This window comes from Pseudoalteromonas sp. LC2018020214, assembly GCF_016598755.1.
Classification (GTDB): Bacteria; Pseudomonadota; Gammaproteobacteria; order Enterobacterales; family Alteromonadaceae; genus Pseudoalteromonas; species Pseudoalteromonas distincta.
The window spans coordinates 1,085,366-1,110,707 of record NZ_CP066804.1 but is presented as its reverse complement, the minus strand read 5'-3'; the positions used below and the strand labels follow the sequence as shown (position 1 = coordinate 1,110,707).

At 38.7% G+C, this 25,342-nt stretch carries 26 protein-coding genes and 1 pseudogene; 9 read left to right on the top strand and 18 right to left on the bottom strand.

The window, feature by feature from the left end; translation table 11 throughout:
• Positions 1–35: 35 nt before the first annotated feature.
• Entirely contained in the window at positions 36–941 is a 906-nt protein-coding gene (gene ilvY, locus JG479_RS04815; RefSeq protein WP_004335717.1) for an HTH-type transcriptional activator IlvY, read from the bottom strand.
• A gap of 138 nt (positions 942–1,079) precedes the next feature.
• Between ilvY and ilvC the strand changes: the two genes are divergently transcribed.
• Both ilvC and JG479_RS04805 read left to right on the top strand, forming a co-directional pair.
• Positions 1,080–2,552 carry a ketol-acid reductoisomerase gene (gene ilvC, locus JG479_RS04810; protein ID WP_004335714.1) on the top strand — a complete coding sequence of 491 codons (1,473 nt, stop codon included), beginning with the start codon at positions 1,080–1,082 and terminating at the stop codon, positions 2,550–2,552.
• A gap of 192 nt (positions 2,553–2,744) precedes the next feature.
• Positions 2,745–4,664, top strand: a complete 1,920-nt coding sequence (locus JG479_RS04805) for a methyl-accepting chemotaxis protein (protein WP_200220062.1) — start codon at positions 2,745–2,747, stop codon at positions 4,662–4,664.
• Positions 4,665–4,758: 94 nt separating this feature from the next.
• Here JG479_RS04805 and JG479_RS04800 read toward each other — a convergent pair whose 3' ends face one another.
• Positions 4,759–5,088 (bottom strand): GIY-YIG nuclease family protein, encoded by a 330-nt coding sequence (locus tag JG479_RS04800; RefSeq protein ID WP_004335709.1) that lies wholly within the window; start codon positions 5,086–5,088, stop codon positions 4,759–4,761.
• A 107-nt stretch (positions 5,089–5,195) separates the two neighbouring features.
• On the opposite strand from JG479_RS04800, the gene JG479_RS04795 reads away from it, so the two are divergent.
• Positions 5,196–5,555 (top strand): outer membrane protein assembly factor BamE, encoded by a 360-nt coding sequence (locus JG479_RS04795; RefSeq protein WP_004335706.1) that lies wholly within the window; start codon positions 5,196–5,198, stop codon positions 5,553–5,555.
• 132 nt (positions 5,556–5,687) lie between these two features.
• On the opposite strand, the gene JG479_RS04790 is transcribed toward JG479_RS04795, so the two are convergent.
• Positions 5,688–6,011 carry an RnfH family protein gene (locus JG479_RS04790; RefSeq protein ID WP_004335703.1) on the bottom strand — a complete coding sequence of 108 codons (324 nt, stop codon included), beginning with the start codon at positions 6,009–6,011 and terminating at the stop codon, positions 5,688–5,690.
• Positions 6,008–6,448, bottom strand: coding sequence for a type II toxin-antitoxin system RatA family toxin (locus JG479_RS04785; protein WP_004335701.1), 441 nt, complete (start codon positions 6,446–6,448; stop codon positions 6,008–6,010). The genes JG479_RS04790 and JG479_RS04785 overlap by 4 nt, the downstream gene beginning before the upstream one ends.
• Before the next feature lie 146 nt (positions 6,449–6,594).
• On the opposite strand from JG479_RS04785, the gene smpB reads away from it, so the two are divergent.
• Positions 6,595–7,074, top strand: coding sequence for an SsrA-binding protein SmpB (gene smpB, locus JG479_RS04780; protein ID WP_004335699.1), 480 nt, complete (start codon positions 6,595–6,597; stop codon positions 7,072–7,074).
• A 426-nt stretch (positions 7,075–7,500) separates the two neighbouring features.
• Positions 7,501–10,091 (top strand): annotated as a pseudogene (locus JG479_RS04775) (TonB-dependent receptor).
• Positions 10,092–10,178: 87 nt separating this feature from the next.
• Here the strand turns inward: JG479_RS04775 and JG479_RS04770 are convergent.
• Both JG479_RS04770 and fadR read right to left on the bottom strand, forming a co-directional pair.
• On the bottom strand, positions 10,179–10,784 hold the full coding sequence (locus tag JG479_RS04770; protein ID WP_007378637.1) for a peroxiredoxin: 606 nt from the start codon (positions 10,782–10,784) through the stop codon (positions 10,179–10,181).
• 362 nt (positions 10,785–11,146) lie between these two features.
• Positions 11,147–11,860 carry a fatty acid metabolism transcriptional regulator FadR gene (fadR, locus tag JG479_RS04765; protein WP_004335692.1) on the bottom strand — a complete coding sequence of 238 codons (714 nt, stop codon included), beginning with the start codon at positions 11,858–11,860 and terminating at the stop codon, positions 11,147–11,149.
• A 519-nt stretch (positions 11,861–12,379) separates the two neighbouring features.
• Here fadR and dsbB point away from each other — a divergent pair.
• Together dsbB and JG479_RS04755 are read left to right on the top strand one after the other, a co-directional pair.
• Positions 12,380–12,898: a disulfide bond formation protein DsbB gene (gene dsbB, locus JG479_RS04760; protein WP_200220061.1), complete on the top strand. Its 519-nt coding sequence runs from the start codon at positions 12,380–12,382 to the stop codon at positions 12,896–12,898.
• A 1-nt stretch (position 12,899) separates the two neighbouring features.
• A complete protein-coding gene (locus JG479_RS04755; RefSeq protein WP_039484549.1) occupies positions 12,900–13,202 on the top strand; it encodes a DUF6170 family protein in 303 nt (100 codons plus the stop codon).
• A 24-nt stretch (positions 13,203–13,226) separates the two neighbouring features.
• Here JG479_RS04755 and JG479_RS04750 read toward each other — a convergent pair whose 3' ends face one another.
• Positions 13,227–13,523 (bottom strand): ComEA family DNA-binding protein, encoded by a 297-nt coding sequence (locus JG479_RS04750; RefSeq protein ID WP_200220060.1) that lies wholly within the window; start codon positions 13,521–13,523, stop codon positions 13,227–13,229.
• Positions 13,524–13,837: 314 nt separating this feature from the next.
• On the opposite strand from JG479_RS04750, the gene JG479_RS04745 reads away from it, so the two are divergent.
• The gene (locus tag JG479_RS04745) at positions 13,838–14,155 is read left to right on the top strand and encodes a YebG family protein (protein ID WP_004335683.1); all 318 of its coding nucleotides are present in this window, start codon (positions 13,838–13,840) and stop codon (positions 14,153–14,155) included.
• Between the two features lie 274 nt (positions 14,156–14,429).
• Here the strand turns inward: JG479_RS04745 and putP are convergent, their stop codons facing one another.
• Complete coding sequence (gene putP / locus JG479_RS04740; protein WP_149602304.1) at positions 14,430–15,908, bottom strand: sodium/proline symporter PutP; 1,479 nt, start codon at positions 15,906–15,908, stop codon at positions 14,430–14,432.
• A 331-nt stretch (positions 15,909–16,239) separates the two neighbouring features.
• Between putP and JG479_RS04735 the strand changes: the two genes are divergently transcribed.
• The gene (locus JG479_RS04735) at positions 16,240–17,466 is read left to right on the top strand and encodes an EAL and HDOD domain-containing protein (RefSeq protein WP_004335679.1); all 1,227 of its coding nucleotides are present in this window, start codon (positions 16,240–16,242) and stop codon (positions 17,464–17,466) included.
• Positions 17,467–17,613: 147 nt separating this feature from the next.
• On the opposite strand, the gene JG479_RS04730 is transcribed toward JG479_RS04735, so the two are convergent.
• From JG479_RS04730 to ccmA, 10 genes are read right to left on the bottom strand one after another with little or no spacing between them, the layout of a single operon-like run.
• Entirely contained in the window at positions 17,614–18,345 is a 732-nt protein-coding gene (locus JG479_RS04730; RefSeq protein WP_039484557.1) for an MlaA family lipoprotein, read from the bottom strand.
• 9 nt (positions 18,346–18,354) lie between these two features.
• On the bottom strand, positions 18,355–19,608 hold the full coding sequence (ccmI, locus tag JG479_RS04725) for a c-type cytochrome biogenesis protein CcmI (protein ID WP_197120736.1): 1,254 nt from the start codon (positions 19,606–19,608) through the stop codon (positions 18,355–18,357).
• Positions 19,609–20,070: a cytochrome c-type biogenesis protein gene (locus tag JG479_RS04720; protein WP_002959280.1), complete on the bottom strand. Its 462-nt coding sequence runs from the start codon at positions 20,068–20,070 to the stop codon at positions 19,609–19,611. It abuts the gene before it with no gap.
• Positions 20,070–20,639 carry a redoxin family protein gene (locus JG479_RS04715; protein WP_002959281.1) on the bottom strand — a complete coding sequence of 190 codons (570 nt, stop codon included), beginning with the start codon at positions 20,637–20,639 and terminating at the stop codon, positions 20,070–20,072. Before JG479_RS04715 ends, JG479_RS04720 begins: the two co-directional genes overlap by 1 nt.
• On the bottom strand, positions 20,636–22,606 hold the full coding sequence (locus JG479_RS04710) for a heme lyase CcmF/NrfE family subunit (RefSeq protein ID WP_002959282.1): 1,971 nt from the start codon (positions 22,604–22,606) through the stop codon (positions 20,636–20,638). Before JG479_RS04710 ends, JG479_RS04715 begins: the two co-directional genes overlap by 4 nt.
• A 2-nt stretch (positions 22,607–22,608) precedes the next feature.
• Positions 22,609–23,088: a cytochrome c maturation protein CcmE gene (ccmE, locus tag JG479_RS04705; protein ID WP_002959283.1), complete on the bottom strand. Its 480-nt coding sequence runs from the start codon at positions 23,086–23,088 to the stop codon at positions 22,609–22,611.
• A complete protein-coding gene (ccmD, locus tag JG479_RS04700) occupies positions 23,085–23,288 on the bottom strand; it encodes a heme exporter protein CcmD (protein ID WP_002959284.1) in 204 nt (67 codons plus the stop codon). Before ccmD ends, ccmE begins: the two co-directional genes overlap by 4 nt.
• 2 nt (positions 23,289–23,290) lie before the next feature.
• Positions 23,291–24,028, bottom strand: a complete 738-nt coding sequence (locus JG479_RS04695) for a heme ABC transporter permease (RefSeq protein WP_002959285.1) — start codon at positions 24,026–24,028, stop codon at positions 23,291–23,293.
• Positions 24,028–24,714 carry a heme exporter protein CcmB gene (gene ccmB / locus JG479_RS04690; RefSeq protein ID WP_002959286.1) on the bottom strand — a complete coding sequence of 229 codons (687 nt, stop codon included), beginning with the start codon at positions 24,712–24,714 and terminating at the stop codon, positions 24,028–24,030. The genes JG479_RS04695 and ccmB overlap by 1 nt, the downstream gene beginning before the upstream one ends.
• Positions 24,714–25,334 (bottom strand): cytochrome c biogenesis heme-transporting ATPase CcmA, encoded by a 621-nt coding sequence (gene ccmA, locus JG479_RS04685; protein ID WP_100218342.1) that lies wholly within the window; start codon positions 25,332–25,334, stop codon positions 24,714–24,716. Before ccmA ends, ccmB begins: the two co-directional genes overlap by 1 nt.
• Positions 25,335–25,342 lie beyond the last annotated feature (8 nt).

Below are 25,342 nucleotides of genomic sequence, written 5' to 3'. Positions count from 1 at the left end.
TACTATTTAACTAATTTGCTTGCTCTGTGTGCATATTAAATTGCTTTTGCTTCTAAAGTTTGCGCAATATTCCACAACGCACTGATTGCAGGGTCATTTAACTCTTTTCTTAATACCGCCAAACCGATATCAAACCCTTCAGGTGCTTGCATTTTTGGTGTTAGTATTTGTACCTTATCCTGCAGCGGGCTATTATCTAGCACTATTTTAGGGACCATAGCGACACCTAACCCTAAGCTCACCATAGATACCATTGCTTCATGTCCTGCAACTTGAGCGTAGATTTTTCCGTGAATATTATTTTTGCGCCACCAGTGCTCTAACCTTTGGCGAGAAAAACCTTGTTCTGGGACAATAAACTCTAAATCAGACCAATTAATGCCATCACTATTTTGTGTAAGCTTTTGTGTGATCGGACATTGAATTTTTGGGCCAATTAATAAAAGTGGTGAGTGCCCAATATCAACAAAGGCAATTTGCGACGGTAATTTATTAGGCTTAGCTGCAATTGCCATTAATTCGTGGCCATCAAGCACACGATTTATAGCAAGTGCTGGGTCGCCTGTATTTAATGTTATTTCTATGTACTGATGCTGCGCACGAAGTTGTTCTAATATTTGATGTAAAAAACTATAAGATGCAGTTACAGAACAATAAATACTTACTTTGCCGTAAATATGCTGTTGTGGGTCTTTTACATTCGTTTTAAAACGTTGCCAATTAGCAAGCGTTGCCGTTGCGTAATCAATAAAGGACTCCCCCTCACGCGTTAATTTAACACTTCGGTTATCGCGGATAAACAATGCCACTCCAACTTCTTCTTCCAAATGTTTTATATTTCGGCTCAAAGTGGGTGCGCTTATGTGGCAAAGCTCACTTGCGCGCCCAAAGTGAAGTGTTTTAGCCAACGCTAAAAAGTAGTTTAAGTGCTTATGTTCCATCCAACCCCCTGTATTTCATATTATGAAACACTTTAATTCAAATATATCATTTTACGCAAGCAACGATTTTACATATGGTGTTTGTAAGCGCAGTAAACATTGCGCATCTAACAAACATGACTTTATAGGACACTAACAATGGCGAATTATTTCAATACCTTACCTTTACGCGAGCAATTAGCGCAATTAGCGCAATGTGAATTTATGGACGCAGGCGAATTTGCCGATGGCGTTGATGCACTTAAAGGTAAAAAACTAGTTATTGTAGGCTGTGGCGCACAAGGTTTAAACCAAGGCTTAAACTTACGTGACTCTGGTTTAGATGTTTCTTACACATTACGCGCATCAGCTATTTCTGAGCGTCGCCAATCATTTTTGAACGCATCTGAAAACGGCTTTACTGTTGGCACTTACGAAGAACTAATCCCAACAGCTGATGTAGTACTTAATTTAACACCAGATAAGCAACATACTGCTGTAGTAAGTGCAATTATGCCGCTTATGAAAAAAGGCTCTACACTTGCCTACTCTCATGGCTTTAATATTGTTGAAGAAGGCATGCAAGTACGTGAAGACATTACTGTAATCATGGTTGCGCCTAAGTGTCCTGGTTCTGAAGTACGTGAAGAATACAAACGCGGTTTTGGTGTACCAACTCTAATTGCTGTTCACCCAGAAAATGACCCTCAAGGTCATGGTTTAGCACAAGCTAAAGCGTATGCAGCAGGGACTGGCGGACACCGTGCAGGTGTACTTAAATCATCATTTATTGCTGAAGTTAAGTCAGACCTAATGGGCGAGCAAACCATTTTATGTGGCATGTTACAAACTGGCTCTATTTTATGTTTTGATAAAATGATAGAAAAAGGCGTTGATGCGGGTTATGCATCAAAGCTAATTCAATACGGCTGGGAAGTAATTACCGAAGCACTTAAGTACGGCGGCGTTACAAACATGCTTGACCGCCTTTCAAACCCTGCAAAAGTAAAAGCGTTCGAACTAAGCGAAGAGCTAAAACTAATTATGCGCCCGCTTTATAATAAGCATCAAGATGACATCATCGACGGCACTTTCTCACGCACTATGATGGAAGACTGGAATAACGATGACGTAAACTTACTTAAATGGCGCGCTGAAACAGCAGAGACTAACTTTGAAAAGACCCCTGCTGGCGATGTAGAAATCTCAGAACAGGAATTTTTTGATAACGGTATTTTAATGGTAGCAATGGTAAAAGCAGGTGTTGAACTTGCTTTTGAAACCATGACAGCAGCCGGTATTATTGAAGAGTCAGCTTACTACGAGTCTTTACATGAAACGCCATTAATTGCTAATACTATTGCACGCAAAAAGCTTTTTGAAATGAACCGTACAATTTCTGACACTGCAGAGTATGGATGTTACCTATATAACCATGCATGTTTGCCATTACTTGCAGATTTTATGAAAAAAATTGATACAGATGTTATTGGTAAAGGCCTTGGCGAGCACAGTAACCAAGTTGATAACCAAACATTAATTCAAATTAACGCCGCCCTTCGTGAACACCCAGTTGAAAAAGTAGGTGCTAAATTACGTGGCTACATGTCAGCAATGAAAAAGATTGTTTAACCCTAAACGATAAATGTTTCGCTTGTTAGAAACCAAGCCCATATGCTTTGCTTATGGGCTTTTTTATGCATATTCATAAAACTTTAACCATAACACGCTACCTTCTATTCATTTCACAGTAGGCAATATCTAGCTCTAAATAAATAATGTGCTAGTATAGTCCTCTACTCAGTTGTAAAATTAATTAATATCATGACGATACAAAACCTTTCTATTACTCAAAAAATCACAGCTTTAGGCAGTGTTATTGCTATATGCGTAGCGGCACTGATTGGCTTGACCTCTTTATACAGCTCTAAAGACATAATTGAGCAACGTATGATCGAGTCAGAGCTACCTAGTAAACTGCAAACAATCAGCAATCACATAGGCGGTGAAATCAACGAGTTACTTGGTGCTGCTCAGCAACTATCATCAAACGAATTTATTTTACAATGGGCTCAATCAAACAACCAAGACGATACATTACTATTAAAAGAATTAAATCGCGTTGCCCAGCAATACGATTTAGCCACAGCATCTTGGGCAAATAGAGACACTGCACAGTACTGGAACCAAAATGGGTTTTTGCGTGTGTTAAAAAATGATGCAGCCGATGGCTGGTTTTTTGCGTTCAAACAATCAAAACAACCTTACTCTATCAGTATTTATCAAGAGTCAGCCAATGATGTGAAAATGTTTGTAAATCATCAGCAGGCTAATGGTACTGGTTTAGCAGGTCTTGCAAAAAGCATCACTGATATGCAAAAGCTATTACAGCAATTTAAAATTGAGCAGACAGGTTTTGTATTTATTGCAGATAAAAATGGATTAATTCAACTTCATAAAGATGCCAATAAAGTAGCAAAAGCAAATATTGACGATTTATATACTGCAAATATCCACAACCAACTATTTAATAGTAATGGCTTTGCACTAGAAGAAATTAACTTAAATGGCGAACCTACTCTTATAGCTGCAACCCCAATTAAAAACACTGACTTATATGTTGTAGCTCAAGTACCAAAAAGTGAAGTATTCGCAAGTGTAAACACCCTACAATGGCAAATATTTACTTTTACAGTAATCACCGCGTTAGTTGCTAGCTTGATTAGTTACTTACTTGCTCGCTCTCTTTCATCTCCACTTTCTAAAATGGCTGAGTTATTTTCACGCTTAGGTTCTGGCGATGCAAACTTAGCGTACCGCTTACCAGAATCAAGCCAACCAGAGCTCAACAATCTAAGTAATGGCTTTAACCAGTTTATAAATAAAATAGAAACAGCTATTACTCAAGTTGCCAGTGAAAGCCACGATATTCGCCAAAGTTCTGATCATGTATTTGAACAGGCAAAACGAAACTCGCAAGCAATTGATAATCAAAAAGAGCAAACAATATCTGTCGCAGCAGCTATCAACGAAATGGGTGCTACAGTGCAAGAAATAGCACAAAGCGCAGCGAATACAGCTAAGTTAACCGATAACAGCCGTGAGAACACCATTCAAAGCCACAAACAAGTATTACAAAGCCAGGCAACTATATCAGCCCTAGCTAGCGATATTGATGGCATAACAGAGCAAGTTACTTTGCTTTCTAAAAAAACGGTTGATATAGCAAGTATTGTGGATTCAATTAGAGGGATATCGGATCAGACTAATCTACTTGCTTTAAACGCGGCAATTGAATCTGCTCGCGCAGGTGAGCACGGTCGAGGCTTTGCTGTTGTTGCTGATGAAGTACGCGCTCTGGCAAACCGTACATCGCAATCAACCACCGAAATTCAATCTATGATTGAAGAGCTTACAAGAATATCTGATGATGTAGTTAACGATATTAGCCAATCAAAAGATAAAGCGCAGCAAAGCGTTGGAGCCATGCAAAGCTCAGTAGAATTACTCGATGCGATAGCCGAAACAGCTAATCAAATAAACGATATGGCTACGCTTATTGCAACTGCAACTGAGCAGCAAAGTAATGTGGTTGCTGATGTAGGTCGTAACATAGAGCAAATAAGTGAAATTAGCGATAAAGCAATGAGCGAGCAAATCAATACAGAGCAAGCTATTAGTGACTTGGCAAACAGCGCTCAAACACTCGATGCACTTGTCGCTACCTTTGAAAAACATCGCTAAGCAGCTATAACTGCTATATTTCCTTTGTGAGCAAAAGCTATATTAAAAGCTAGCTTTTGCCCACAGCGAATACGGTTTAATCTAAGTAAATTAACTAAATGATTTTAGTGTCGCCGGTATTAAATGCTAAAACGTATGCTTCTTTTTTGGCTCTAGAAAGCTTTTTTAATTGATACTCAAGTTTACTTGCTTCACTTTTATTACCAACTTGTTGTTGATGGATAAGTAAAAGCGGCCCTTTCCCTCTAAGGTTTTTGGCCCCTTTGCCGGCTTGATGAGTTGCAAAGCGTTTTTCAACATTAGTCGTGATCCCTGTGTACCAATGACCAAATCGTGTCTCAACTATATATAAAAACCAAGTAGACTCCGTTTTTAAAATATTCGTTTCGATGTGCTGTAAACTTTTTTCATTATTAATGGTCAAAACATTACCTTAACGCCCTTAACAGAAAACAATTGCTTAAAAGGGTTTTACCTTCAGTGACTAATCGGTATCATGCAGATTATAAAAAATAAGGATCACAACTAACAATGCAGTCGTTAAAAACTTTTTCTCTTTGGCTTATCGTTGCTTTAACACTTAGCTCAGCAGCAGGTTGCTCTAGCTGGGTATACCGAATTAACATCCCACAAGGCAACTTTTTAGAGCAATCGGATGTTGAAAAACTTCGTGTAAATATGACTCGAGAGCAAGTTGTTTACGTATTAGGCAGACCTATTGCCGAGGACGCCTTTGATAACAATACTTGGCGTTATATTTACAGCTTTAATAAGGGCCGTAAAAACGAGCAAAATAAAGAGTTAGTAATTAACTTTGAAAATGAAAAGTTAGTTTCAATCTCAGGTGATTATGACCAACCTGAAAACTTTACTACACCGCTCGAGCAATAAATTTCTCAAGTGGTAAAAAAAGGTGAGCATGGCTCACCTTTTTTATTGGTTTATTTAAAAGCTTTTACCATTTTAAACAACGTTAGCGTGTGATTTAATCCGTTAAATTTTCCACGTTTATACCGATCTTCGTTACTTTTCGAGTGGGCGGCCACCCGTTATTTTATTTGCACGCCCCTCTTCTTTAGCTTTTTCTGCACGCTTTCTACGCGCATCTTTAGGGTCTGCAATTAATGGACGATATATTTCTATACGGTCACCGTCTTTTAACTCATAGTTAGCTTTTACAGTTCGATTCCACACACCTAAAGTTAGCGATGTAGCATCTATCTCAGGGCACTTTTGTATAATACCTGACTGAATAACAGCCTGTTCTACTGTAGTCCCTTGTGGCACTTCAATTGATAAACACGTTGCCGTGGTTGGTAACGCAAATACCACCTCAACATTAATCATGCTCTCGCTCCATAAACCTGTTTTGCACGTTGAGTAAATGCACTCACCATATTTTTTGCAACATCGTTAAAAATCTTACCAAAGGCAAGCTCTATTAACTTACTTGAAAATTCAAATTCTAGTTGCAAGTGAACTTTACATGCTTTGGCGTCAAGCTCTTGAAAGTGCCAGCGCCCTTTTAACGTCTTAAATGGTCCATCAACAAGGCTTAGCAACACGGTTTGCTCATCAACAAAGGTGTTTTCGGTGGTAAACCACTTTTTTATACCCGCCTTGGATATTTCTAAACTCGCGGTCATGTTATTATCATGCTGTGAAACAATTTTTGAGTCTGAGCAATTTGGTAAAAACTGCGAATAAGCTTCTACATCATTAACTAGATCAAACATCTCTTTAGTGCTGTACATAACCAGCGCACTTTTTTCTATTTGTGGCATACTCACTCCCAACTGTGTGGGCGAATTTTAGCAAGCTTTGCGCGTTTCCCCAAATTTTCATGCTGCTTAAATTAAAGCTTAATTTTTAAAAGCATTATTAAAAAATCGATGTAAAACATCTCACATTACGTATATTATAGGGCACTATGGCTAAGAAAAATTCATCAAAATCGACAAGTAATACCATCGCGCTAAACAAAAAAGCGCGACATGAGTATTTTTTACACGATAAGTTTGAAGCAGGTGTTGAATTACAAGGCTGGGAAGTAAAAAGTATCCGAGCAGGTAAGGTAAACATCACCGAAACTTATATTCATCTTAAAAATGGCGAAGCATTTTTGCTTGGCGCGCAAATCCAGCCACTTAATAGTGCATCAACCCATGTAATTTGCGATCCGTTGCGTTATCGTAAGTTACTATTAAGCAGACGCGAACTTGACCGTCTACTCGGTGCAACAGAGCGAGATGGCTATTCATTAATAGCTACAGCTATGTACTGGAAAAAATGTTGGGTGAAACTTGAATTTCATCTAGCAAAAGGTAAAAAGTTGCACGATAAACGTGACGACGGGAAAAATAAAGATTGGTCTCGCGAAAAAGAACGTTTAATGAAACACAAAGTATAAGCACAGCGCCTAACTAACAAGTTAGGCGTTTTTTTTATTAAAAAGCCAACTATTATTTGTTTTATTAATATACAATAAGATTACTATTCATTCAGATTATACATGTAAATAATTTACTACAATTTTATTGTGAATTAATTAATTTAATTATTACTCGCATTTAGGCTGTATTTGTTATTTCCAAAATAAAGCATGTGCGCCTATTTCAACCTCCTTCAGCGCATAACATCTGCTTTAAAATCATCCAAAAGCATACAAAAAACCATACTAAAATCACATTTCAGTCTAATTGCCAACGCTTAAGTTACATAATATTAACGTCGTCGCTTGTTATATCAATCCGCTTAAATATGGGATTTATTTAACAATTTAAAAAGGATTGGTATAGAGCAACTAAATTTATAACATATCAACAAGGACTTAAGGATGAAGCAATCAATTGCATTTACACCTAGCTTAATTGCAGGTGCTACAATCGCACTTTCAGCAGGTTTTACAACAACAACTTACGCTGCTGAAGAAGCTAAAAAAGTAGAGCGCATTGAAGTAACTGGCTCACGAACAAACGTTCAGATATCGAAGGACCTTCTCCGGTTCAATCAATCGCAAGAGCTGATATTGAGAACATGGGTTATGACAACCTACAACAACTCCTCGAAAGAATGCCTGTCGCGGGTAGCGGTACTTTCTCAACACGTGGTAACAACCAAGATTCAACTGCAAATGGTTCTGCTGCTGTTAGTTTACGTGGCTTAGGTGCTGATGCTACGCTCGTACTAATCAATGGCCGTCGTGTATCTATTAGTGCATTTGCCGAAGGTATCACAAACTCACTTGTAGATATTAACAGTATCCCAGTTTCTGCCATTGAGCGAATCGATATACTAAAAGATGGTGCTTCAGCTATCTACGGCTCAGACGCAGTGGCGGGTGTTGTAAACGTTATCTTGAAAAAAGACATTGACGGTGTTGAAGTTAATTTGGGCTACGGTGGTACTGATGGTCCCAATTATGAAGAAACAACAGCAAGTTTAGTATGGGGTACTACTAGCGAGAAAAGTAGCGCGTCAGTTATTATCGATTACTTCAAAAATACATCTCTTTCTTCTGATGAAATGGGCAGCTTAGGTACAGCAAATCAATCACCTTATGGTGGTGAAGATTTTCGCTCATCTCGTGGCTTCCCTGGATATTTTTATGTAGACGGTGTTAAAACAATTGATCCGGCTTGTCCTGCTGAAAATGCAACTTCAAGCGGCAGTTGTTTATTTGATTACGGCCCTTACGGTTATATCGCACCAGCGTCTGAACGCGTGGGTGCTATTTCTCAATTTGAATATAACTTTGATAATGGCATTACGGGCTTTTTAGAAATGGCAGTACAGCACAATACGTCTGTTGCGGCCGGAGCCCCTACTCCACTTGATGAAGATGCAGGCTTAACTGTCCCAGCTAGCCACCCTAACAATCCATTTGGTGAAGACATTCAAATTGGTCGTTACCGTACAGTTGATGCTGGCGCACGCCAATGGGATATTGAATCAGATACTCTTCGCTTTGTTGCAGGGCTTAGAGGTGAATTTAATGACTGGAGCTGGGAAACAGCTGTACAAAAAGGCCGAAGTAAATCTCTTCAAACAGGTGATAGAACACAAGGTTGGGTGCGTACTGATTTCTTACAACAAGAAATTGATGCAGGAAACTACAATCCATTTGGTGGCACATACAACGACCCTGCTGTAATTGATCGTATTACAACAAGTTTAGTGCGTCGTGGTGAGTCTCACATGACCTCCTTTGATGCAAACATTACAGGCGAAGCATTTAGTTTTGGCGATGATGTAGTAATGATGGCTGCAGGTATTGAGTACCGTGAAGAAGACGTTAATGACATTCCTGATGATCAATTTCAACGTGGTTTAATATTTGGCACAGAGTCTGTATCTGCATCTGCAGATCGTGAACAATACGCTGCCTATGTCGAGTTTTCTATCCCTCTTGCTGATAATTTAGAGCTACAACTTGCTGGCCGTTACGATGACTACAGTGACTTCGGTACAACAACAAACCCTAAAGTAGCTCTTCGCTGGGCGCCTACTGATAAAATCACAGTGCGTGGCTCTTGGGCACAAGGCTTTAGAGCGCCTTCCTTGGCACAAGTTGGTTTGGGTCCATCTCAAGAAAGCCAATTCTTTGTAGATACATACCGATGTGAGGCAACAGGCCTTGATTGTGATGCACTTGATTACAACATTGAATTTGCTGGTAACCCTGACCTTGAAGCTGAAGAATCAGAATCATGGAATGTCGGCTTTATTTGGGCGCCTTCTGCTGAGTTTGGTTTAAGTGTCGATGTGTGGAGCATCACTCAAGATAACAAAATTGATGAGCAAGAGTTTGGGCCAATTTATAACTCTGAGTGTAATAACCAAGATAGTACTGTATGTGTACGCTTAACACCTACAGGTGGCGATAGCTTAGGAACAATTCAAAAAATTTACAGCACATTTGAAAACGTTTCTTCGCAAGAAGTATCTGGGGTTGATGTTTCAGCTAACTACAATCACTCACTTGATGGCTTAGGTTTATTGAAATTTAATTTAGAATGGGCATACCAAGATAAATTTGAAAAAGATGGCCGCGATTACACCGGTGAGTATGGCTATCCAGAGCACCGCTGGATTTTCTCTACAAACTGGGAAATTGGCGAGTTTAATACAAACGTAAACATCAGTTATGTAGGTGAGTTTGAAGATACCCCAGATATTGATTTTGACGGTAATTTAGACTTTGATAGCAATACATCACGTATGATTGATTCGCAAACATTGGTAGATTTACAAACATCTTATCGTGTTACTGACTCAACTAAAGTATCGTTAGGTGTAAATAACTTATTTGATGAAGAGCCACCATTTGCAATTGGTGATGGCGACGCTGATCTATACGGTTATGCCTCAGGTGTACACAACCCTAGAGGCCGATACTTCTACACTAAAGTTAGTTTCTCGTTTTAACTTTGCGAGCTTATTTTAAAGTGAGCTAACGCTACAAATAAAAAAACCGCCAATTGGCGGTTTTTTTATTTAAAACTAAGGGCTAAATTATAGCTCGCCTTCGTTTTCAGATAAGAACTTAGCAACGCCTTCAGGGCTTGCGTCCATACCTTTTTTACCTTCAGTCCAACCAGCAGGACATACTTCACCGTGCTCAGTGTGGAACGCTAGCGCGTCAACCATGCGAAGCATTTCGTCGATGTTACGACCTAGTGGTAAATCGTTCACTACTTGATGGCGTACGTTACCTTCTTCATCAATTAAGAAAGAACCACGGAACGCAACACCCGCTTCTGGATGCTCAACGTCGTATGCTTTACAAATTTCGTGTTTAACGTCTGCAACTAGTGCGTATTGAACTTTACCAATACCGCCGTCAGCTACAGCAGTGTTACGCCATGCGTTATGTGAGAATTGTGAATCGATAGAAACACCAATTACTTCTACGCCACGCTTTTGAAACTCTTCAAAACGCTTATCAAATGCAATAAGTTCAGAAGGACATACAAACGTGAAATCTAGTGGGTAAAAGAAGATAACTGCTTTTTTACCTTTAATTGTTTCATGAAGGTTATAGCTATCTACAATTTCACCGTTACCAAGAACAGCTGCAGCGGTAAAGTCTGGTGCCTGGCGGCCTACTAATACACCCATTTTATTCTCCAAATATTTTGAGTTTGTTTTCAATTGCTTTCGCAATGCTGGTACTTATATGGGCGCTAAAAATTAAAAACCAATAGCGCATACATATAATTAATTGGCATTCTAAAGTTATTCACTACAAAAGAACAATCGCATTTAACGATGTGAGCAATCGAAAATAACGAACACTTGCAACTTGCACTAATCTGCTTAAATAATAGGTCTATTTTAAAGGGTAAGTTGCGTTGTAACTAAGTAGAAATTTTAAAAATATCGAAGTGGTTTATACATTAAACTTTTTAGAGTTTAATGTACGGTGGCGCTAAATTTTACAGATATAAAAAAACCTGCAAATACAGGTTTCTCGCTTAGACTTAGTCCATTATATCTGAGGGCATATCACCACGGATTTTTTGCCAAATCTCACCCGTTTGATGACCATATTTACGCATCATAGAAATAGCACCATCATGCTCTTTATTTTCTGCCAAAATGGTTAAATCTTTATAAAACTGACGAGCAAGTTCACGAGTTCCGGCATCAGAGAAGTAATGACAACCAATCTTTGAATAAAAGCCTCTAAAGCCATTAAGTATTAATACATAAATACGGTTATTACCCGCAACGGCTAATTCGTGATGCACTTTATAATCATAGTCAGCAAATGCTTGTGCGGTGTCTTCTAGCTCATGGCTTTGCGATAAAATTTCAATCACGCGTTCAGGATTTAACTTAATTGCAGCACGTGTATAAATAGCACTAATATTAGTACGTGCAGATAAAAGCTGATCTGTCAGCTCTGGCATCTTGTCTTCATCTAAGCGCGCTAATGTTTCAAGAATGTTTAAGCCTGACGTCTCCCAAAAGTTATTTACTTTTGTAGGTTTACCATGCTGGATTGTGAGCCAACCATCACGCGCTAAACGCTGTAACACTTCTCTCAAGGTTGTTCTTGTAACACCAATTAACTCTGAAAGTTCTCGCTCGGCAGGTAAAATTGAACCTGGAGGGAAATCGCCGTTCCAAATGGACTCAACTATATATTCTTCAGCAAATCCTGCTGGGCTTTTCGCTTTAAAAATTCTCATCCAGTTCCCACTCGAATTAATCAACACTCATCGTTTTACACGAATAACTGACTGATTGTACCAGACGAAGCACAACTAACAAGTAAAGTAATATATATTAATAAAGCAAATGGGTAGAAATTTAAAATTAATAAATAATTAAATTTGGGTTTCTCTAATTTAGCTACAATGCATGAATATCTAAAGCAATATTCATTGTAGGTACATTGTTATTATGGAGATATTTTTATTTACGCAGCGCCTGAGCTTAATTAACTTATCCCGCACTTGCCATAAGAAAAAGTACAACCATAAAAAATTCTTTAGATGATGCATCACCTTAGTATAAGTAAGCAATATAACTGAGCTTATGTATCGATGGGGAAATAATAGAACGTCTTTAACCTTTGCTAAGGCTGAATTGAGTAGTCATTAATTTCATCTTATAAAAAGCGACTTCGGTAGCTTTTTTTTCCTTTTTGTTGCTGCATACTTTATCCTACGTCATAATCTAACGTCCTATTAAAACGCGGAATTTTTATGAACTGGCTTGCACAATTACCTACCAAACGAACCCCGTGGCTTTTATTTACAGCTATCGTTTTTTTACTTGAAGTTACCGCTCTTTTCTTTCAATACAAAATGGGGTTAGCGCCTTGCATAATGTGTATATATCAACGCACTGCAGTATTGGGTTTATTAGGCGCAGGGATTGTAGGCTCGAGTAAACCACAAAGTAAAACTGTGCGTATGATAGCGTATGTTATTTGGGGGATATCGAGTGTTTGGGGATACTTAATTGCTCGCGAACATATTGATATGCAAACCACCACAGACCCTTTTGCATTTAGCTGCGAGTTTGAACCAAATTTCCCATCATTTATGCCACTACATGAATGGATACCTAGCTTTTTTCAAGCTACCGGAGATTGTGGAAATATAGATTGGCAGTTTGTTGGCATGAGCATGCCTGCTTGGATGGAAGTGATATTTGGGATTTTCTCACTAACGCTATTTATTATAATTATTGCCCGTTTGTTAATTAAAAAGTCGATTTGATATGTTTACATTTTTTTCAAGCCAATTAGACCAGCTTAAGCATTTAAAAGTACGCCAGCGTCAAGACGTAATTGCGCTTGCATTAAGCAAGCTATCGCCAACTGATAAAGTTCTATTGCGTATTATAAAGTTGCTATTACTTAGCCCACTATTTTTAATATTCACTGTATTTAAAGGTTGGATATTAATACCATTTTTGATACTTGGCGGATTGTGCTATCCACTATTAACTACACCTATTGAAATTAACTTTGCTAAAAAGCACTTAAGCGATGCACTAAAACAATTTAATCAGGGCGCCTAGCACCCTGATTACTATTTAGAAATATTAAAGTGAAAGTTTCCCCTCTAATTTAGCTAAAAGTTTTTTGCCAATCCCTTTAACTTGCGATAAATCACTAACGCTTTTAAATTTGCCATTTTCTTCACGATAATCCACAATTGCCTGCGCTTTTTTCTTACCTATACCTGGTAACTTAGCAAGCATCTCTGTATCAGCATTATTTATACTAATTGCCTCAGCTTGAGGCATTTGCTTAGTTACTTCTGATAATTGTGCGTACGCGGTAGTCGCGGGTAGTAAACATAATAAACTTATGATGAGTAAATTTTTTAACGTTTTCATTAAACTTGCCCTTATTCTTCTTTTCTTAATTTTGAGTATTGCTCAGGAAATCAATAAATAAGGAACTGTAGAGTTCATCACTTAAAGTGTACCTAAACGCATTATCACTATGATCCGAAATCCTGAAAATGCAGCTGGTACAACAAAGTGATTGCTTAACTAAAGTAAAGTTACCGTTTTTTGTCAAATTTAAGACACCTAAAAATTAATACTTCGCGCTTGCAAATTTACTTACAAACCATTACTGTACATAAAAACAGTAATCTAATGGTTTTTTAAAAACCACGGTGCCAAGCAATTTTGCAGGAGAAATCATGGCTGTTGTTGTTAAATATGTTGTAGAACGAAACGGAGTCGAGCGTATGACGTTTACTACCAAAAAAGAAGCGGATGCTTATGACAAGATGCTCGATATAGCAGAATCACTTGAGCTGATGCTAGAAAAGGTAGACGTACCGCTTAGTGAGCAACAAATTGAATCACTTGCTTTAGAAATAGCGAAAAGCAAAGATGATTTTATGACCATATTAAAAGGTGGCAAAGATCCAGCTGTTACCAAAGCGCCAGCAAAAAGTAAAAAGTCAGATAACGTTGCATCAATTGAAGATAACAACGATAAAAAAGTAAGTTAATTCATAGAATGTTCCCTCCTCGAACGGGACAAACTAAATAAAAAAGGGAGCAACTAAGTTGCTCCCTTTTTTTATTATACCAATTCGCTTAATTAAGTGATCTCTTTGAGGGTGGAAAAACGTGTTGGTAGCTAGGCAAAAATTCGATATTTAGTTATTCTAAATGAGAATTTTTTAACACCGATAGCAACACGTTTAGCCCCGCAAAATGATTAAGTATTATTGCAGATTGGTATTAATTACTACTCATTTTAAAATAAATAGTAATTGCTAATTAAAGCTCTTTTTCTACTTCATCAAATAAAGCAGTGATGTTTTGCTCAGGCTCTTTTGTTACTAAGCTAACAACAACAATTGCAATACTTGCTAAAATAAAGCCAGGTACTATTTCGTACATAAAGCTACTTAAGCTTTCACCATTGATAGTAAATGGTCCATATATCCAAATTAGCACAGTAAATGCGCCTACTAACATACCAGCTAACGCACCAGCAAAGTTCATGCGTTTCCAATAAAGGCTAAACAATACAAGTGGTCCAAACGCAGCACCAAAGCCAGCCCACGCATTACTTACTAGGTCTAAAATAGAGCTATCTCTGTCGTAAGCTAAATAAATAGCGAACATAGCAACTACGGCAACACTTATACGGCCAACAGCAACTAGCTCTTTATCACTGGCATCTTTACGTAAGAATGTTTTATAGAAATCTTCTGTTAATGAACTTGAACTAACCAATAATTGAGATGAGATAGTACTCATAATCGCAGCCAAAATTGCAGCAAGTAAAAAGCCAGCAATAAGTGGGTGGAACAGCAATTCAGAAAGAATTAAGAAAATTGTTTCAGGGTCTTCAACTACAATGTTGTTCTCATAAGTATAAGCTGCACCAAATATACCAGTACCAACAGCACCAATGGCAGCAACAATCATCCATGTCATACCAATACGGCGTGCTTTAGGCATATCTTTAACACTACGTACCGACATAAAACGAACAATGATATGTGGTTGGCCAAAATAACCTAAACCCCAAGCCATTGCAGAAATAATACCTAATGCAGAACCTGCACCAATCCAGTTAAGCATATCTGGATTTACGCTATGTAAAGTTGATTCTAAAGGTTGTTCAAGCAAAGAGTATGCAACCGTTGGTACTAGAATAAGTGCAATAAACATAATACAACCTTGCACAAAGTCAGTTAAGCTTACAGCTAAAAAACCACCAAACAAGGTATATAAAACAACTACGCCCGTTGTAATGTATAAACCCATCTCATAAGTTAAACCAAATGAACTTTCAAACAATTTACCACCAGCGACAACACCAGATGAAGTATAAAGAGTAAAGAAAACAATAATTACCACAGCTGATACAACACGTAATAGGTTGGATTTATCATTGAAGCGATTTGAAAAGTAATCTGGGATGGTTATAGAGTCATTTGCTTTTTCAGTGTAAACACGTAATCTCGGTGCAACTAACAGATAGTTTAACCAAGCACCAATCACCAAGCCAATTGCTATCCATGTACTACTAAAACCAGTAACAAACATCGCACCAGGTAGGCCCATTAAAATCCAGCCACTCATATCAGATGCACCTGCAGACAGTGCAGCTACACTTGGAGATAGATTTCGTCCACCTAACATGTAACCAGATACATCGTCAGTAGATTGCTTATATGCATATAGTCCGATACCTAACATTACAATAAAATATAATGCTAGTGAAATAATCATTCCTGTTTCCAAATTAGCCTCCGCATAATTAATAATAATAGGCTTTAATCCAAATAATGACTCTTAAAATTTTATAGTTAAGACACTATTGGGGTAAAAACCATTCTCGCTGACTATATCATGCTTGATAATAAAATCTCCAACTTGTTGCCCTCACCTGATACAAAAATACTCATGTTGAATAATTTTAAAGCGAATTGGTGAAATATAATAAATTAAATACTAGAAACACCTTAATTTTTAATGATAATTTATTAATCTAGCAAATATACGTAATGCTATTTTGAGTCTTTTGCCATATATTATTACAATACCTAATTAGATTACTCTTACGGAACTGTTTATGTATTTTTACGCTGCACGCCAACCTATTTTAGACAGAGATAAAAAGCTCATCGGATATGAACTTTTATTTCGCGATGGCGTTGATAACGTATTTCCCGATATAGACGGTGACGAGGCAACTACACGACTAATTGAAGGTAGTCAGTTTAATTTCGGCTTAGAAGATTTAACCGACAATAAACCCGCCTATATAAATTTCACCCTAGAAACGCTATCAAAGGGCTACCCAACACTATTGGGCAAAGATACTGTAGTTGTAGAAATCCTTGAAACTGTGCAACCTGGGAAGCGATTATTAGCCATAGTGAAAGATCTAAAAGATAAAGGTTACACTATTGCTCTTGATGACTATATTCATCAGCCTGTTTGGCGCCACTTTTATCCATTTATTGATATTATTAAAATAGACTTTTTAGCATCTGATATAGATACAATAAAAACGGTTCTTAATGATTTAAAACTGCACTCGCATATTAAGTTACTTGCCGAAAAAGTAGAAACCTATGAAATTTACCAACAAGCTCTAGAGCTTGGTTTTGATTATTTCCAAGGATTTTTCTTCTCCAAACCGGAAATGGTACAAAGTAAGGCTCTACCGCCTTCAGAAATGGCATTAGCTGAATTACTTTACGAAACATCAAGCGTTGATATGGATCTTAAAAAAATCACTGATGTGTTTGAGCGTGATGTAAACCTATCTTACAAATTACTTAGGTATTCAAATTCTGCTGCCTTTGCAAGGCGTGCTGAAATAAGTACCATTAAGCAAGCCCTTATAGTGCTTGGCGCTAACGAAATTAAAAAGCTACTATCATTATTATTTGCAGCGCAAGTATCAGCAGATAAACCTGTAGAGCTAATTAGGCTATCGCTTACGCGCGCTCGTTTTGGTGAGTTACTCGCTATATCCCATGGACAATTTAAAGATACCGGCATGGCATTTTTAACCGGTATGATGTCTCTTATGGATGCTATTTTAGATGAGAGTATGGAAAGCGTTATGAAAAAGCTTCCACTTTCGAATGACATAAAAGCAGCGTTATTAAACGATGAAGGCTTGCTAGCAAAATATTTAAACTTAGTTAAGTATTATGAACAAGCTAACTGGTCAGCCGCAAACGAATTAACGAAAGAGCTAAACCTAGGTGAAAAAGTTCCTGATGCCTATCATGAAGCACTCACTTGGGTTAATGAGCAAATGCAGTTAATAGTTAACGAAAAATAAGTAACCCGAACTCTGGTTAAGGTATTTACTAATATATTGAATTATAATGATACTTAAGTCTATTTTTCTCTAGCCAAAGTTCAGGTTCTATATAAACAGTAAATAAAAACGCCAGCATATAGCTGGCGTTTTTATCAGTGGCTTCAATTATAAACTTTCTAAAAAGTCTTCATCAAAATCAGTTGGCTCTTCTTTTATAGGTGGATTGCCATCGTACAGCTCATAAATTTGACGCTGGAAGTAAATATCTTTTACAAATAAGTACGGATCAAGTGAATCATTTAATAGCCCTTCTTGTGGGATTAATGATGCACGCGCCTCAACTGCTTTTAAAACAAATACTAAAATAGTTTGTGGAGTCGTTAGCGCAACTTCAGGTAATACAAAGTTGTCGACTACATCACCGGTCAGGTTACGTGCTGTTGTTGGCCCCATACCTGGTAGCATTAAATAGGCGCCATCACCTACGCCCCATACACCCAACGTTTGTCCAAAGTCTTCATCGACTATTTCAAGACCTAGTGAGCTTGCAACATCAAAGATACCAAACAGACCGACAGTAGAGTTAACTAAAAAGCGTGCTAAGCTCACACTTGCATTACCCGGTTTACCTTGCAAACCCGCATTGATCATATCTACAGGTGCGGTGATATTACCTGTAAAATTAACAATACCGTTTCTTACCGGTACAGGCGTTACTTCAACATAACCTACAGCAACTGGGCGCAATAAATAAGCATCCAGTACATCCATATTAAAGTCATATAATGGACGATTAATACTTTGCAGCGGATCTCTGTCATCTACTTTGCTTTGAGGTACTTGAGCACAGCCGGCTAGTATCAATAAACATAAAAAAGTAAAACTGTGTTTTAACATCTAACGTCCTTAAGGTATTAATGTATCAATTTGAAGTTGGTAGTCACTTACACTTTCACGCTTTAACGCCTGTGAATGACCTTCTAGCTCACCAGAGCTTGGCATAACAGAGTCATCGATAGAAATACGCGCCGAAATAATAATATTTTCTGCACTAGATAAGTTAAGCCCTGCAACCATTGCACTACTATCACTCAACTCAACTGTAATTGGAAATGAATATTTAGTCAGCTTAACAGCAGCCAATGGCATAGGTGAGCCAGTTGCAGCTTTTGCAAATATAAACAAAATACCGTCTTTTGGCTGTTTATCAATAAGCTCTTTTGCAATGTCGACTGTAACTGCAATAGCAGCCGTTGTAGTAGTCACTGGCATAACTGAGCCTTCACTTTGCATTTGCTGCTCAATATCAGCAATACGTTCTGAGATCATGTTATAACGTGAATCATTTTTTTCCATGCTCGCCAATAAAACTTCAAATGCAGTTTTAGCTTGCGGCCAATCTTTACGCTCATACGCTATCAGCGCTAGTAACGAAATAGCATCTAAATTAGTAGGCTCAACGTTAAGCACTTTTGAAAGCATACCTGCCGCACGAGTCATATTAGCTTCGCTACCTTCAAGTAATAAAACCTGACTGTAACTAATAAGAACCTGCATATTATCAGGGTTCATACGTAGTGCTTTATCAAATGACTGCTGCGCCATGTCAAATTCATTAAGCGACATAGCCACTCGACCAAGTAGCATCCAAGCAACTTCATCATCGCCAGAGCGGCTAAGTTTAGTACGAAGCGCCAATGCAAAAGCCTGCAGCTCATTTTGGCTAAGCGGCTCACCTTTTTGCATTACAGCACGCTCGCCATAATCAGCTAAATTATCCATTGCGTCATGCCAAGCCGAAATTTGCTGCTGACTGCCTGTAAAACTATAAAAAATCCCTGTAAGTGCAAGAACAAATGCACCGCCTGTTAAAGCAAAAATACGGTTATTACCTTTGCTGTTAAGTGATTTCTCTGGTGATAGCTCGTTCAATAAGCGACGTTTTAATTCAACAATTGATTCTGCGTGATTTACGCTATCAATGCGTTGATTATCTAAATCAGTTTGCAAATCGACTAAACGCTGCTCATAAATACTAATTAATTCAGCATTGGCGTTATGAGTAATCGTTTGAACACGCTCTTTTTTTAAAAAAGGTATCATAACAAAGCTAAGAGCAACCAGTGTGAGTAAGGCAAAACACGCCCACATTAAAATCATTTAGCTTTGCTCCTGACGTTTATTTTGTTCAATTAGCTTCGCTAGCAGCATTTCATCGTCGCTGCTCCATGTTTGTTTTACTGATGCTTTTCGTTGGCGAATAACAATAAAACCAAAGCCAACAATTACAATTAATACCGGTAGTACCCACAGCACTAAAGTCGCTGGTGTAACAGGTGGGTCGTAATGAACAAAATAGCCAAAGCGGTCAATCATATAATCAATCACTTCGTCTTTGCTTTTACCTTCTTTAACCAATACGAGCACTTTATCGCGCAAGTCTTTAGCAACAACAGCGTCGGAGTCCGCAATGTTTTGATTTTGACACTTAGGGCAACGTAGCTCTTTGGTTAACTCTTCAAACAATATTGCTTGTTTGTTGTTATCAAATTGATAGCGATCTTGCTGTGCAAACGCACCCATGCTTACAAAAAGGCTAAGCGTAAGTAGTAACCACTTCATTATTTAAGCTCCTGCATAATTGGCGCAAATTTAGCTCGCCATACTCGCGGATTTATATCACCGGTGTGATGTAACAAAATAGTGCCGTTCTTATCGACTAAAAAAGTTTCTGGCGCACCCGACACGCCTAAATCCAACGACAAAGTACGGTGTAAATCTAAAATATTAAATTGGTAAGGGTCACCTGCACGTTGCAGCATATCAGTGACTTCGCTGCGAAGTGATTGCATATCAAACGGGCCATCAAAATCAGCGTCGTAACCTTGTACGTAATATAGTCCAATAATTTTAACGCCTTGCTCACGTAACTTAGTTAAATAACCAAGCTCGACTAAACATGTTGGGCACCACGTACCCCATACATTTAATAAGTAAACTTCACCTTTTAACGACTCGTTGGTCCACTGCTTATTGTCTTGCATTAAATCAGGTAGATTAAATGCTGGCATTTCTTGACCTAACCGCCCTGTTTGAATTTCACGAGGGTTGGCAAAAAGACCTTGGTATAAAAATACACACACAAAAGCAAACACTAAAAGCGGCGCAATAGCTAAAATTTTACGGTTCATAAAACACTCTCCGGTACATCTTTACGGGCTGTTTTAGCTGATGTACGGTAACGTTTATCAAACAAAATCATGAAACCTGCAAATGACATAAGCACGCCACCAATCCATATCCAGCGTACAAATGGTTTATGATAAATGCGAAGTGACCATGCATCACCACTTAATTGCTCACCTAATGCTAAATATAAATCACGTTTAAAACCGGCATCTATTGCCGCCTCAGTCATAAACTGCATACCAATGTCATATTTACGTTTTTCGGCGTGTAAACGTGTTACTAGCTCATTATTTTTAAGCACAGATACAACGCCCGCATGACCGCTGTAGTTTGGCCCACGAATAGTTTTAACGCCATCAAAGCGATATTCATACTCATTAAGCTGTGCTATTTCACCCGGTTTCATCGATACATCACGCTCTACTGAATAAGCAGAGGTAAGTGTTACGCCCGCAATAATAAATGCAATACCAATATGCCCAAGTACCATAGCCCAGTAACTTACAGTAAAGCGTTTTAAGCCTTCTTTTAAGCTCCCGTGCACAGCTGCTTTGGTGTAAATATCAATCCCTGTTGATATTGCAATCCAAACCGCCAGTGTTGTCGCTAATAACGTAAGTGGTTTTACTAAATCGTAACTTGAGAACAACCAAGCGCAGGTAATCACAACACTTGCTAATACGCCCATTAATATTTTGTTTTGCAAAAAAGCCCATTTGTTTTGCTTCCAACGTAAAAGTGGTCCTATACCCATCAAAATAGCAAACGGTACTAAAATTATTGCAAACATCTTATTAAAAAACGGTTCGCCAATAGAAATGCTACCTAAGCCCATTTCTTTATGAACCATTGGCAACAATGTACCTAACATAACAATTAATGTAGCAACAACTAAAAATATATTATTGAGCCATAACGCCACTTCGCGCGATACCAGCTTGTATCGTCCTTCACTGTGAACTTGTGACACACGCATTGCATATAACGCCAAGCCACCACCGACAACTATGCCTAAAAAGGCGAGTATAAATAAGCCTCTATCAGGGTCTGTAGCAAACGCATGTACCGATACAATAATACCCGAGCGTACAATAAACGTACCTAGCAAACTTAAAGAGAATGCTGCAATTGCGAGTAATACTGTCCATGATTTAAATATACCGCGCTTTTCTGTCACACTTAATGAATGCAGTAATGCGGTTGCAACAAGCCAAGGCATAAGCGCTGCGTTTTCTACTGGATCCCAAAACCACCAGCCGCCCCAGCCTAGTTCTGAATACGCCCACCAGCTACCAATAGTAAGACCTAAACCTAAGAAACCCCATGCAGTCATCGTCCACGGGCGTGACCATTTAGCCCATGTGTTATCAAGTTTACCAGTTAACAATGCAGCTATAGCAAAAGAGAAAGCAACCGACAGCCCCACATAACCCATGTACAGTAATGGTGGATGAATAATCATACCTGGATCTTGAAGCAGCGGATTCAAATCACGCCCTTCTACCGGAAAATAAGGAAGTAGGCGCTCAAACGGGCTTGAAAGCAGTAAGGTGTACATCATAAAACCTACACCTAAAAAACCAAGTACACCCAGTACGCGAGCACGTAATACCCAAGGTAATGATTTAGAACGCGCTGCTACAGCAGCAGTCCAACCCGCTTGCATTACTAACCATAATAAAATAGCTCCTTCATGACCGCCCCACGTAGAGGTAATTTTATAGTACCAAGGCAGCGTACTACTTGAATGATACGCTACGTAAGATACGGTAAAGTCGTCTGTTAAACTTGCATAAATAAGTGCAGCAAATGAGATTAGTACAAAAGCAAACTGGCCTATTGCTAAAGATGGAGCCGCACGCATTAATCGAAGATTACCAGTATGCGCGCCCCAAAGAGGAAAAATACACAGTAAAACGCTTAGCACCATGGCAAGCGTTAAAGAAAAATAACCAATTTCTGGGATCATAGCTAATTACCACTATCTAAGTTGTATTTTGGTTTTTCGTGCTTAATACCTTTAACTGCCTCTGCAACTTCTGCTGGCATATATTCTTCGTCATGCTTTGCAAGCACTTCAAATGCTTCAATAACATTAGGCTCGACTAATACGCCCTGCGCTACAATGCCTTGCCCCTCACGAAACAAGTCTGGCAATATGCCTTGATAACGCACAGTCACTAATGGGCCTGTATCTATCAACTTAAAGCTTACTTGTAAGCTTTGTTCATTACGCTCAACCGTTCCTGGCACAACCATGCCGCCAATACGTAACTTTTGACCTATATGTGGTTTTTCTTTGTTAGGGCCTTTGCCATCAATTAATTCGCTTGGCGTATAAAAAAGATTAATATTTTCTTGCAGTGCATAAAGCACTAAACCAATTGACCCACCAATACCAAACAGTACGGCAATGATTACCAATAGGCGCTTTTTACGTCTTGGATTCATGAGATTTGTTCCTGCTTAGCTTTTTTAATTCGCGCTTCACGTATTATTTGTTGCTCAACTGAAGCCATAATACGTTTGGTGTCTCTCAAAGAGTTCACTAAAATACCGAGTAAAATAAGTGCGCATGTACCAAAAGAAAGCCAGACATAAAATCCATAACCTCCCATTGCAATAAAATCAGAAAAAGAGTCAAACTGCATAATTACCCCTTATTTAACAACGAGCGCACCCACGGTCGGTGCTTTTCTCGTTGTAAAATTTCATTTTTAAGACGAATTAAAGTCACTGTTCCAACAAAAGCAGCAAAGGCTAAAATATTAACCATAAGAGGCCAAAACATACTTGGATCTATTGCTTTTGTATCCAGCTTTGTAATGCTTGCACCTTGGTGTAACGTATTCCACCACTCAACAGAGTAATGAATAATAGGTAAATTAATTACGCCAACAATTGCTAAAATAGAAGCCGCACGCCCTGCTGACTTCTTATCTTCAAATGCATGGTAAAGCGAAAGCACGCCAAGATATAAAAATAATAAAATAAGCTCAGACGTTAAACGTGCATCCCATACCCACCAAGCACCCCACATAGGTTTGCCCCAAGCAGCGCCAGTAATTAGCGCTATAGCAGTAATACATGCACCAACAGGCGCAATAGCAATAACAGCAAGCTCGGCATTTCGTAGCTGCCATACAAGTGCAACAATGGCGGCAATAGCCATTGAGGAATAGGCGCCCATAGATAAAATGGCAGAAGGCACATGAATAAAAATGATACGGTAGCTGTCTTTTTGTTGGTAATCGGCAGGTGCAAAACCAAGCCCCCATACCCATCCAACAATCATACTAACTACGGTAACTACGGCAAAATATGGCAGTAACGTATTGCATAACTGGTATGCACGCTCTGCTTTAGCATAGGGATGTAACCACTTCCACATTAACTTACACTCACTTTTAAAGCTGACGATATGGCAATTGGTGCGCTAATAATAGCAATAAGTAACATTGCACCAAGGATGGCAAGCTGCCCACTATAATCCAGCGACATGGTGCTGGTATCGATAGCCGACGTTGCAAAAATCAAAACAGGAATATACAAAGGCAGTACGAGTAAACTCATCAAAATACCCCCTTTTTGTAATCCCACAGTAAGCCCAGCGCCTATTGCGCCAATAAAGCTCAATAATGGTGTGCCTAATAATAATGTTAAAACGGTTGCTGTTAACGCCGTACTTTCTAGGTTTAACAACAACGCAAACAACGGGGTCATTAATACAAGCGGTAAACCTGTTACCACCCAATGAGCAGCCACTTTAGCAAGTACGGTTAGCGATAATGGATAAGAGGATGCAATTAACTGCTCCAACGAGCCATCGTTAAAATCATCCCTAAACAACTTATCTAAACCCAACATGGTAGAGAGTAATGCGGCAACCCAAATAATACCTGGCGCCATTCTCGCAAGTAGACCGGGCTCAGGCCCTATTGCTAACGGAAATAATGAAATTACAATTAAGAAGAATAAAATAGGATTTACAATTTCGGCGCGCTGGCGAAACGCAAGTTTTACATCTTTGGTAAATACCGCACTAAATAGCAACCAATAAGAGTGTTGACGAGTCATTAGTGGCGATACTCCAATGTAACCGTTTGTAAGTTACTAAAGTGGGTCGTTAAGTCTTGGTGGGTCGTTAATAAAATGGCACCACCGCTTTGTAAGTGTTCAGTAAATCGCTGCTGTAAAAAGGCGACACCGCTTTTATCAAGCGCGGTAAATGGCTCATCAAGTACCCATAATTTAGCATCACTTAACCAAAGCCTAACTAGCGCTACACGTCTTTGTTGTCCAGCAGATAGCATTCTAACGGGTACATCTTCAAGTCCAACAAGGCCAAGTTGCGCTAAAATAGGATATAAATCAGGCTCATTTATGTAGCCATTGATTTGTAACCAGTGGCGAACATTTTCAACTGCACTAAGCTGAGTACTTACACCTGTTTTATGCCCTATAAAAAGCAGCTCTCTGGCATACTCTTCATAGTACTTAGATATAGGTTGTTCTTGGAACAGAACAGACCCTTCATCAGGCACAGAAAAGCCAGCAATAATACGCAATAGCGATGTTTTACCAGCCCCATTAGGACCCGCTAATTGCATGATTTGACCGCTATTAAGGCTAAAATTAAGATCCGCAAACAAACAACGATCTTGCTTGATGCAGGTGACGGACTTAATGTGTAACAAGATGACGA

Bases quoted from the DNA above. Each gene is read 5' to 3' on its own strand.
- ilvY (WP_004335717.1), bottom strand. From the start codon at position 941: ATGGAACATAAGCACTTAAACTACTTTTTAGCGTTGGCTAAAACACTT.
- ilvC (WP_004335714.1), top strand. From the start codon at position 1,080: ATGGCGAATTATTTCAATACCTTACCTTTACGCGAGCAATTAGCGCAA.
- JG479_RS04805 (WP_200220062.1), top strand. From the start codon at position 2,745: ATGACGATACAAAACCTTTCTATTACTCAAAAAATCACAGCTTTAGGC.
- JG479_RS04795 (WP_004335706.1), top strand. From the start codon at position 5,196: ATGCAGTCGTTAAAAACTTTTTCTCTTTGGCTTATCGTTGCTTTAACA.
- JG479_RS04790 (WP_004335703.1), bottom strand. From the start codon at position 6,011: ATGATTAATGTTGAGGTGGTATTTGCGTTACCAACCACGGCAACGTGT.
- JG479_RS04785 (WP_004335701.1), bottom strand. From the start codon at position 6,448: ATGCCACAAATAGAAAAAAGTGCGCTGGTTATGTACAGCACTAAAGAG.
- smpB (WP_004335699.1), top strand. From the start codon at position 6,595: ATGGCTAAGAAAAATTCATCAAAATCGACAAGTAATACCATCGCGCTA.
- JG479_RS04770 (WP_007378637.1), bottom strand. From the start codon at position 10,784: ATGGGTGTATTAGTAGGCCGCCAGGCACCAGACTTTACCGCTGCAGCT.
- fadR (WP_004335692.1), bottom strand. From the start codon at position 11,860: ATGAGAATTTTTAAAGCGAAAAGCCCAGCAGGATTTGCTGAAGAATAT.
- dsbB (WP_200220061.1), top strand. From the start codon at position 12,380: ATGAACTGGCTTGCACAATTACCTACCAAACGAACCCCGTGGCTTTTA.
- JG479_RS04755 (WP_039484549.1), top strand. From the start codon at position 12,900: ATGTTTACATTTTTTTCAAGCCAATTAGACCAGCTTAAGCATTTAAAA.
- JG479_RS04750 (WP_200220060.1), bottom strand. From the start codon at position 13,523: ATGAAAACGTTAAAAAATTTACTCATCATAAGTTTATTATGTTTACTA.
- JG479_RS04745 (WP_004335683.1), top strand. From the start codon at position 13,838: ATGGCTGTTGTTGTTAAATATGTTGTAGAACGAAACGGAGTCGAGCGT.
- JG479_RS04735 (WP_004335679.1), top strand. From the start codon at position 16,240: ATGTATTTTTACGCTGCACGCCAACCTATTTTAGACAGAGATAAAAAG.
- JG479_RS04730 (WP_039484557.1), bottom strand. From the start codon at position 18,345: ATGTTAAAACACAGTTTTACTTTTTTATGTTTATTGATACTAGCCGGC.
- ccmI (WP_197120736.1), bottom strand. From the start codon at position 19,608: ATGATTTTAATGTGGGCGTGTTTTGCCTTACTCACACTGGTTGCTCTT.
- JG479_RS04720 (WP_002959280.1), bottom strand. From the start codon at position 20,070: ATGAAGTGGTTACTACTTACGCTTAGCCTTTTTGTAAGCATGGGTGCG.
- JG479_RS04715 (WP_002959281.1), bottom strand. From the start codon at position 20,639: ATGAACCGTAAAATTTTAGCTATTGCGCCGCTTTTAGTGTTTGCTTTT.
- JG479_RS04710 (WP_002959282.1), bottom strand. From the start codon at position 22,606: ATGATCCCAGAAATTGGTTATTTTTCTTTAACGCTTGCCATGGTGCTA.
- ccmE (WP_002959283.1), bottom strand. From the start codon at position 23,088: ATGAATCCAAGACGTAAAAAGCGCCTATTGGTAATCATTGCCGTACTG.
- ccmD (WP_002959284.1), bottom strand. From the start codon at position 23,288: ATGCAGTTTGACTCTTTTTCTGATTTTATTGCAATGGGAGGTTATGGA.
- JG479_RS04695 (WP_002959285.1), bottom strand. From the start codon at position 24,028: ATGTGGAAGTGGTTACATCCCTATGCTAAAGCAGAGCGTGCATACCAG.
- ccmB (WP_002959286.1), bottom strand. From the start codon at position 24,714: ATGACTCGTCAACACTCTTATTGGTTGCTATTTAGTGCGGTATTTACC.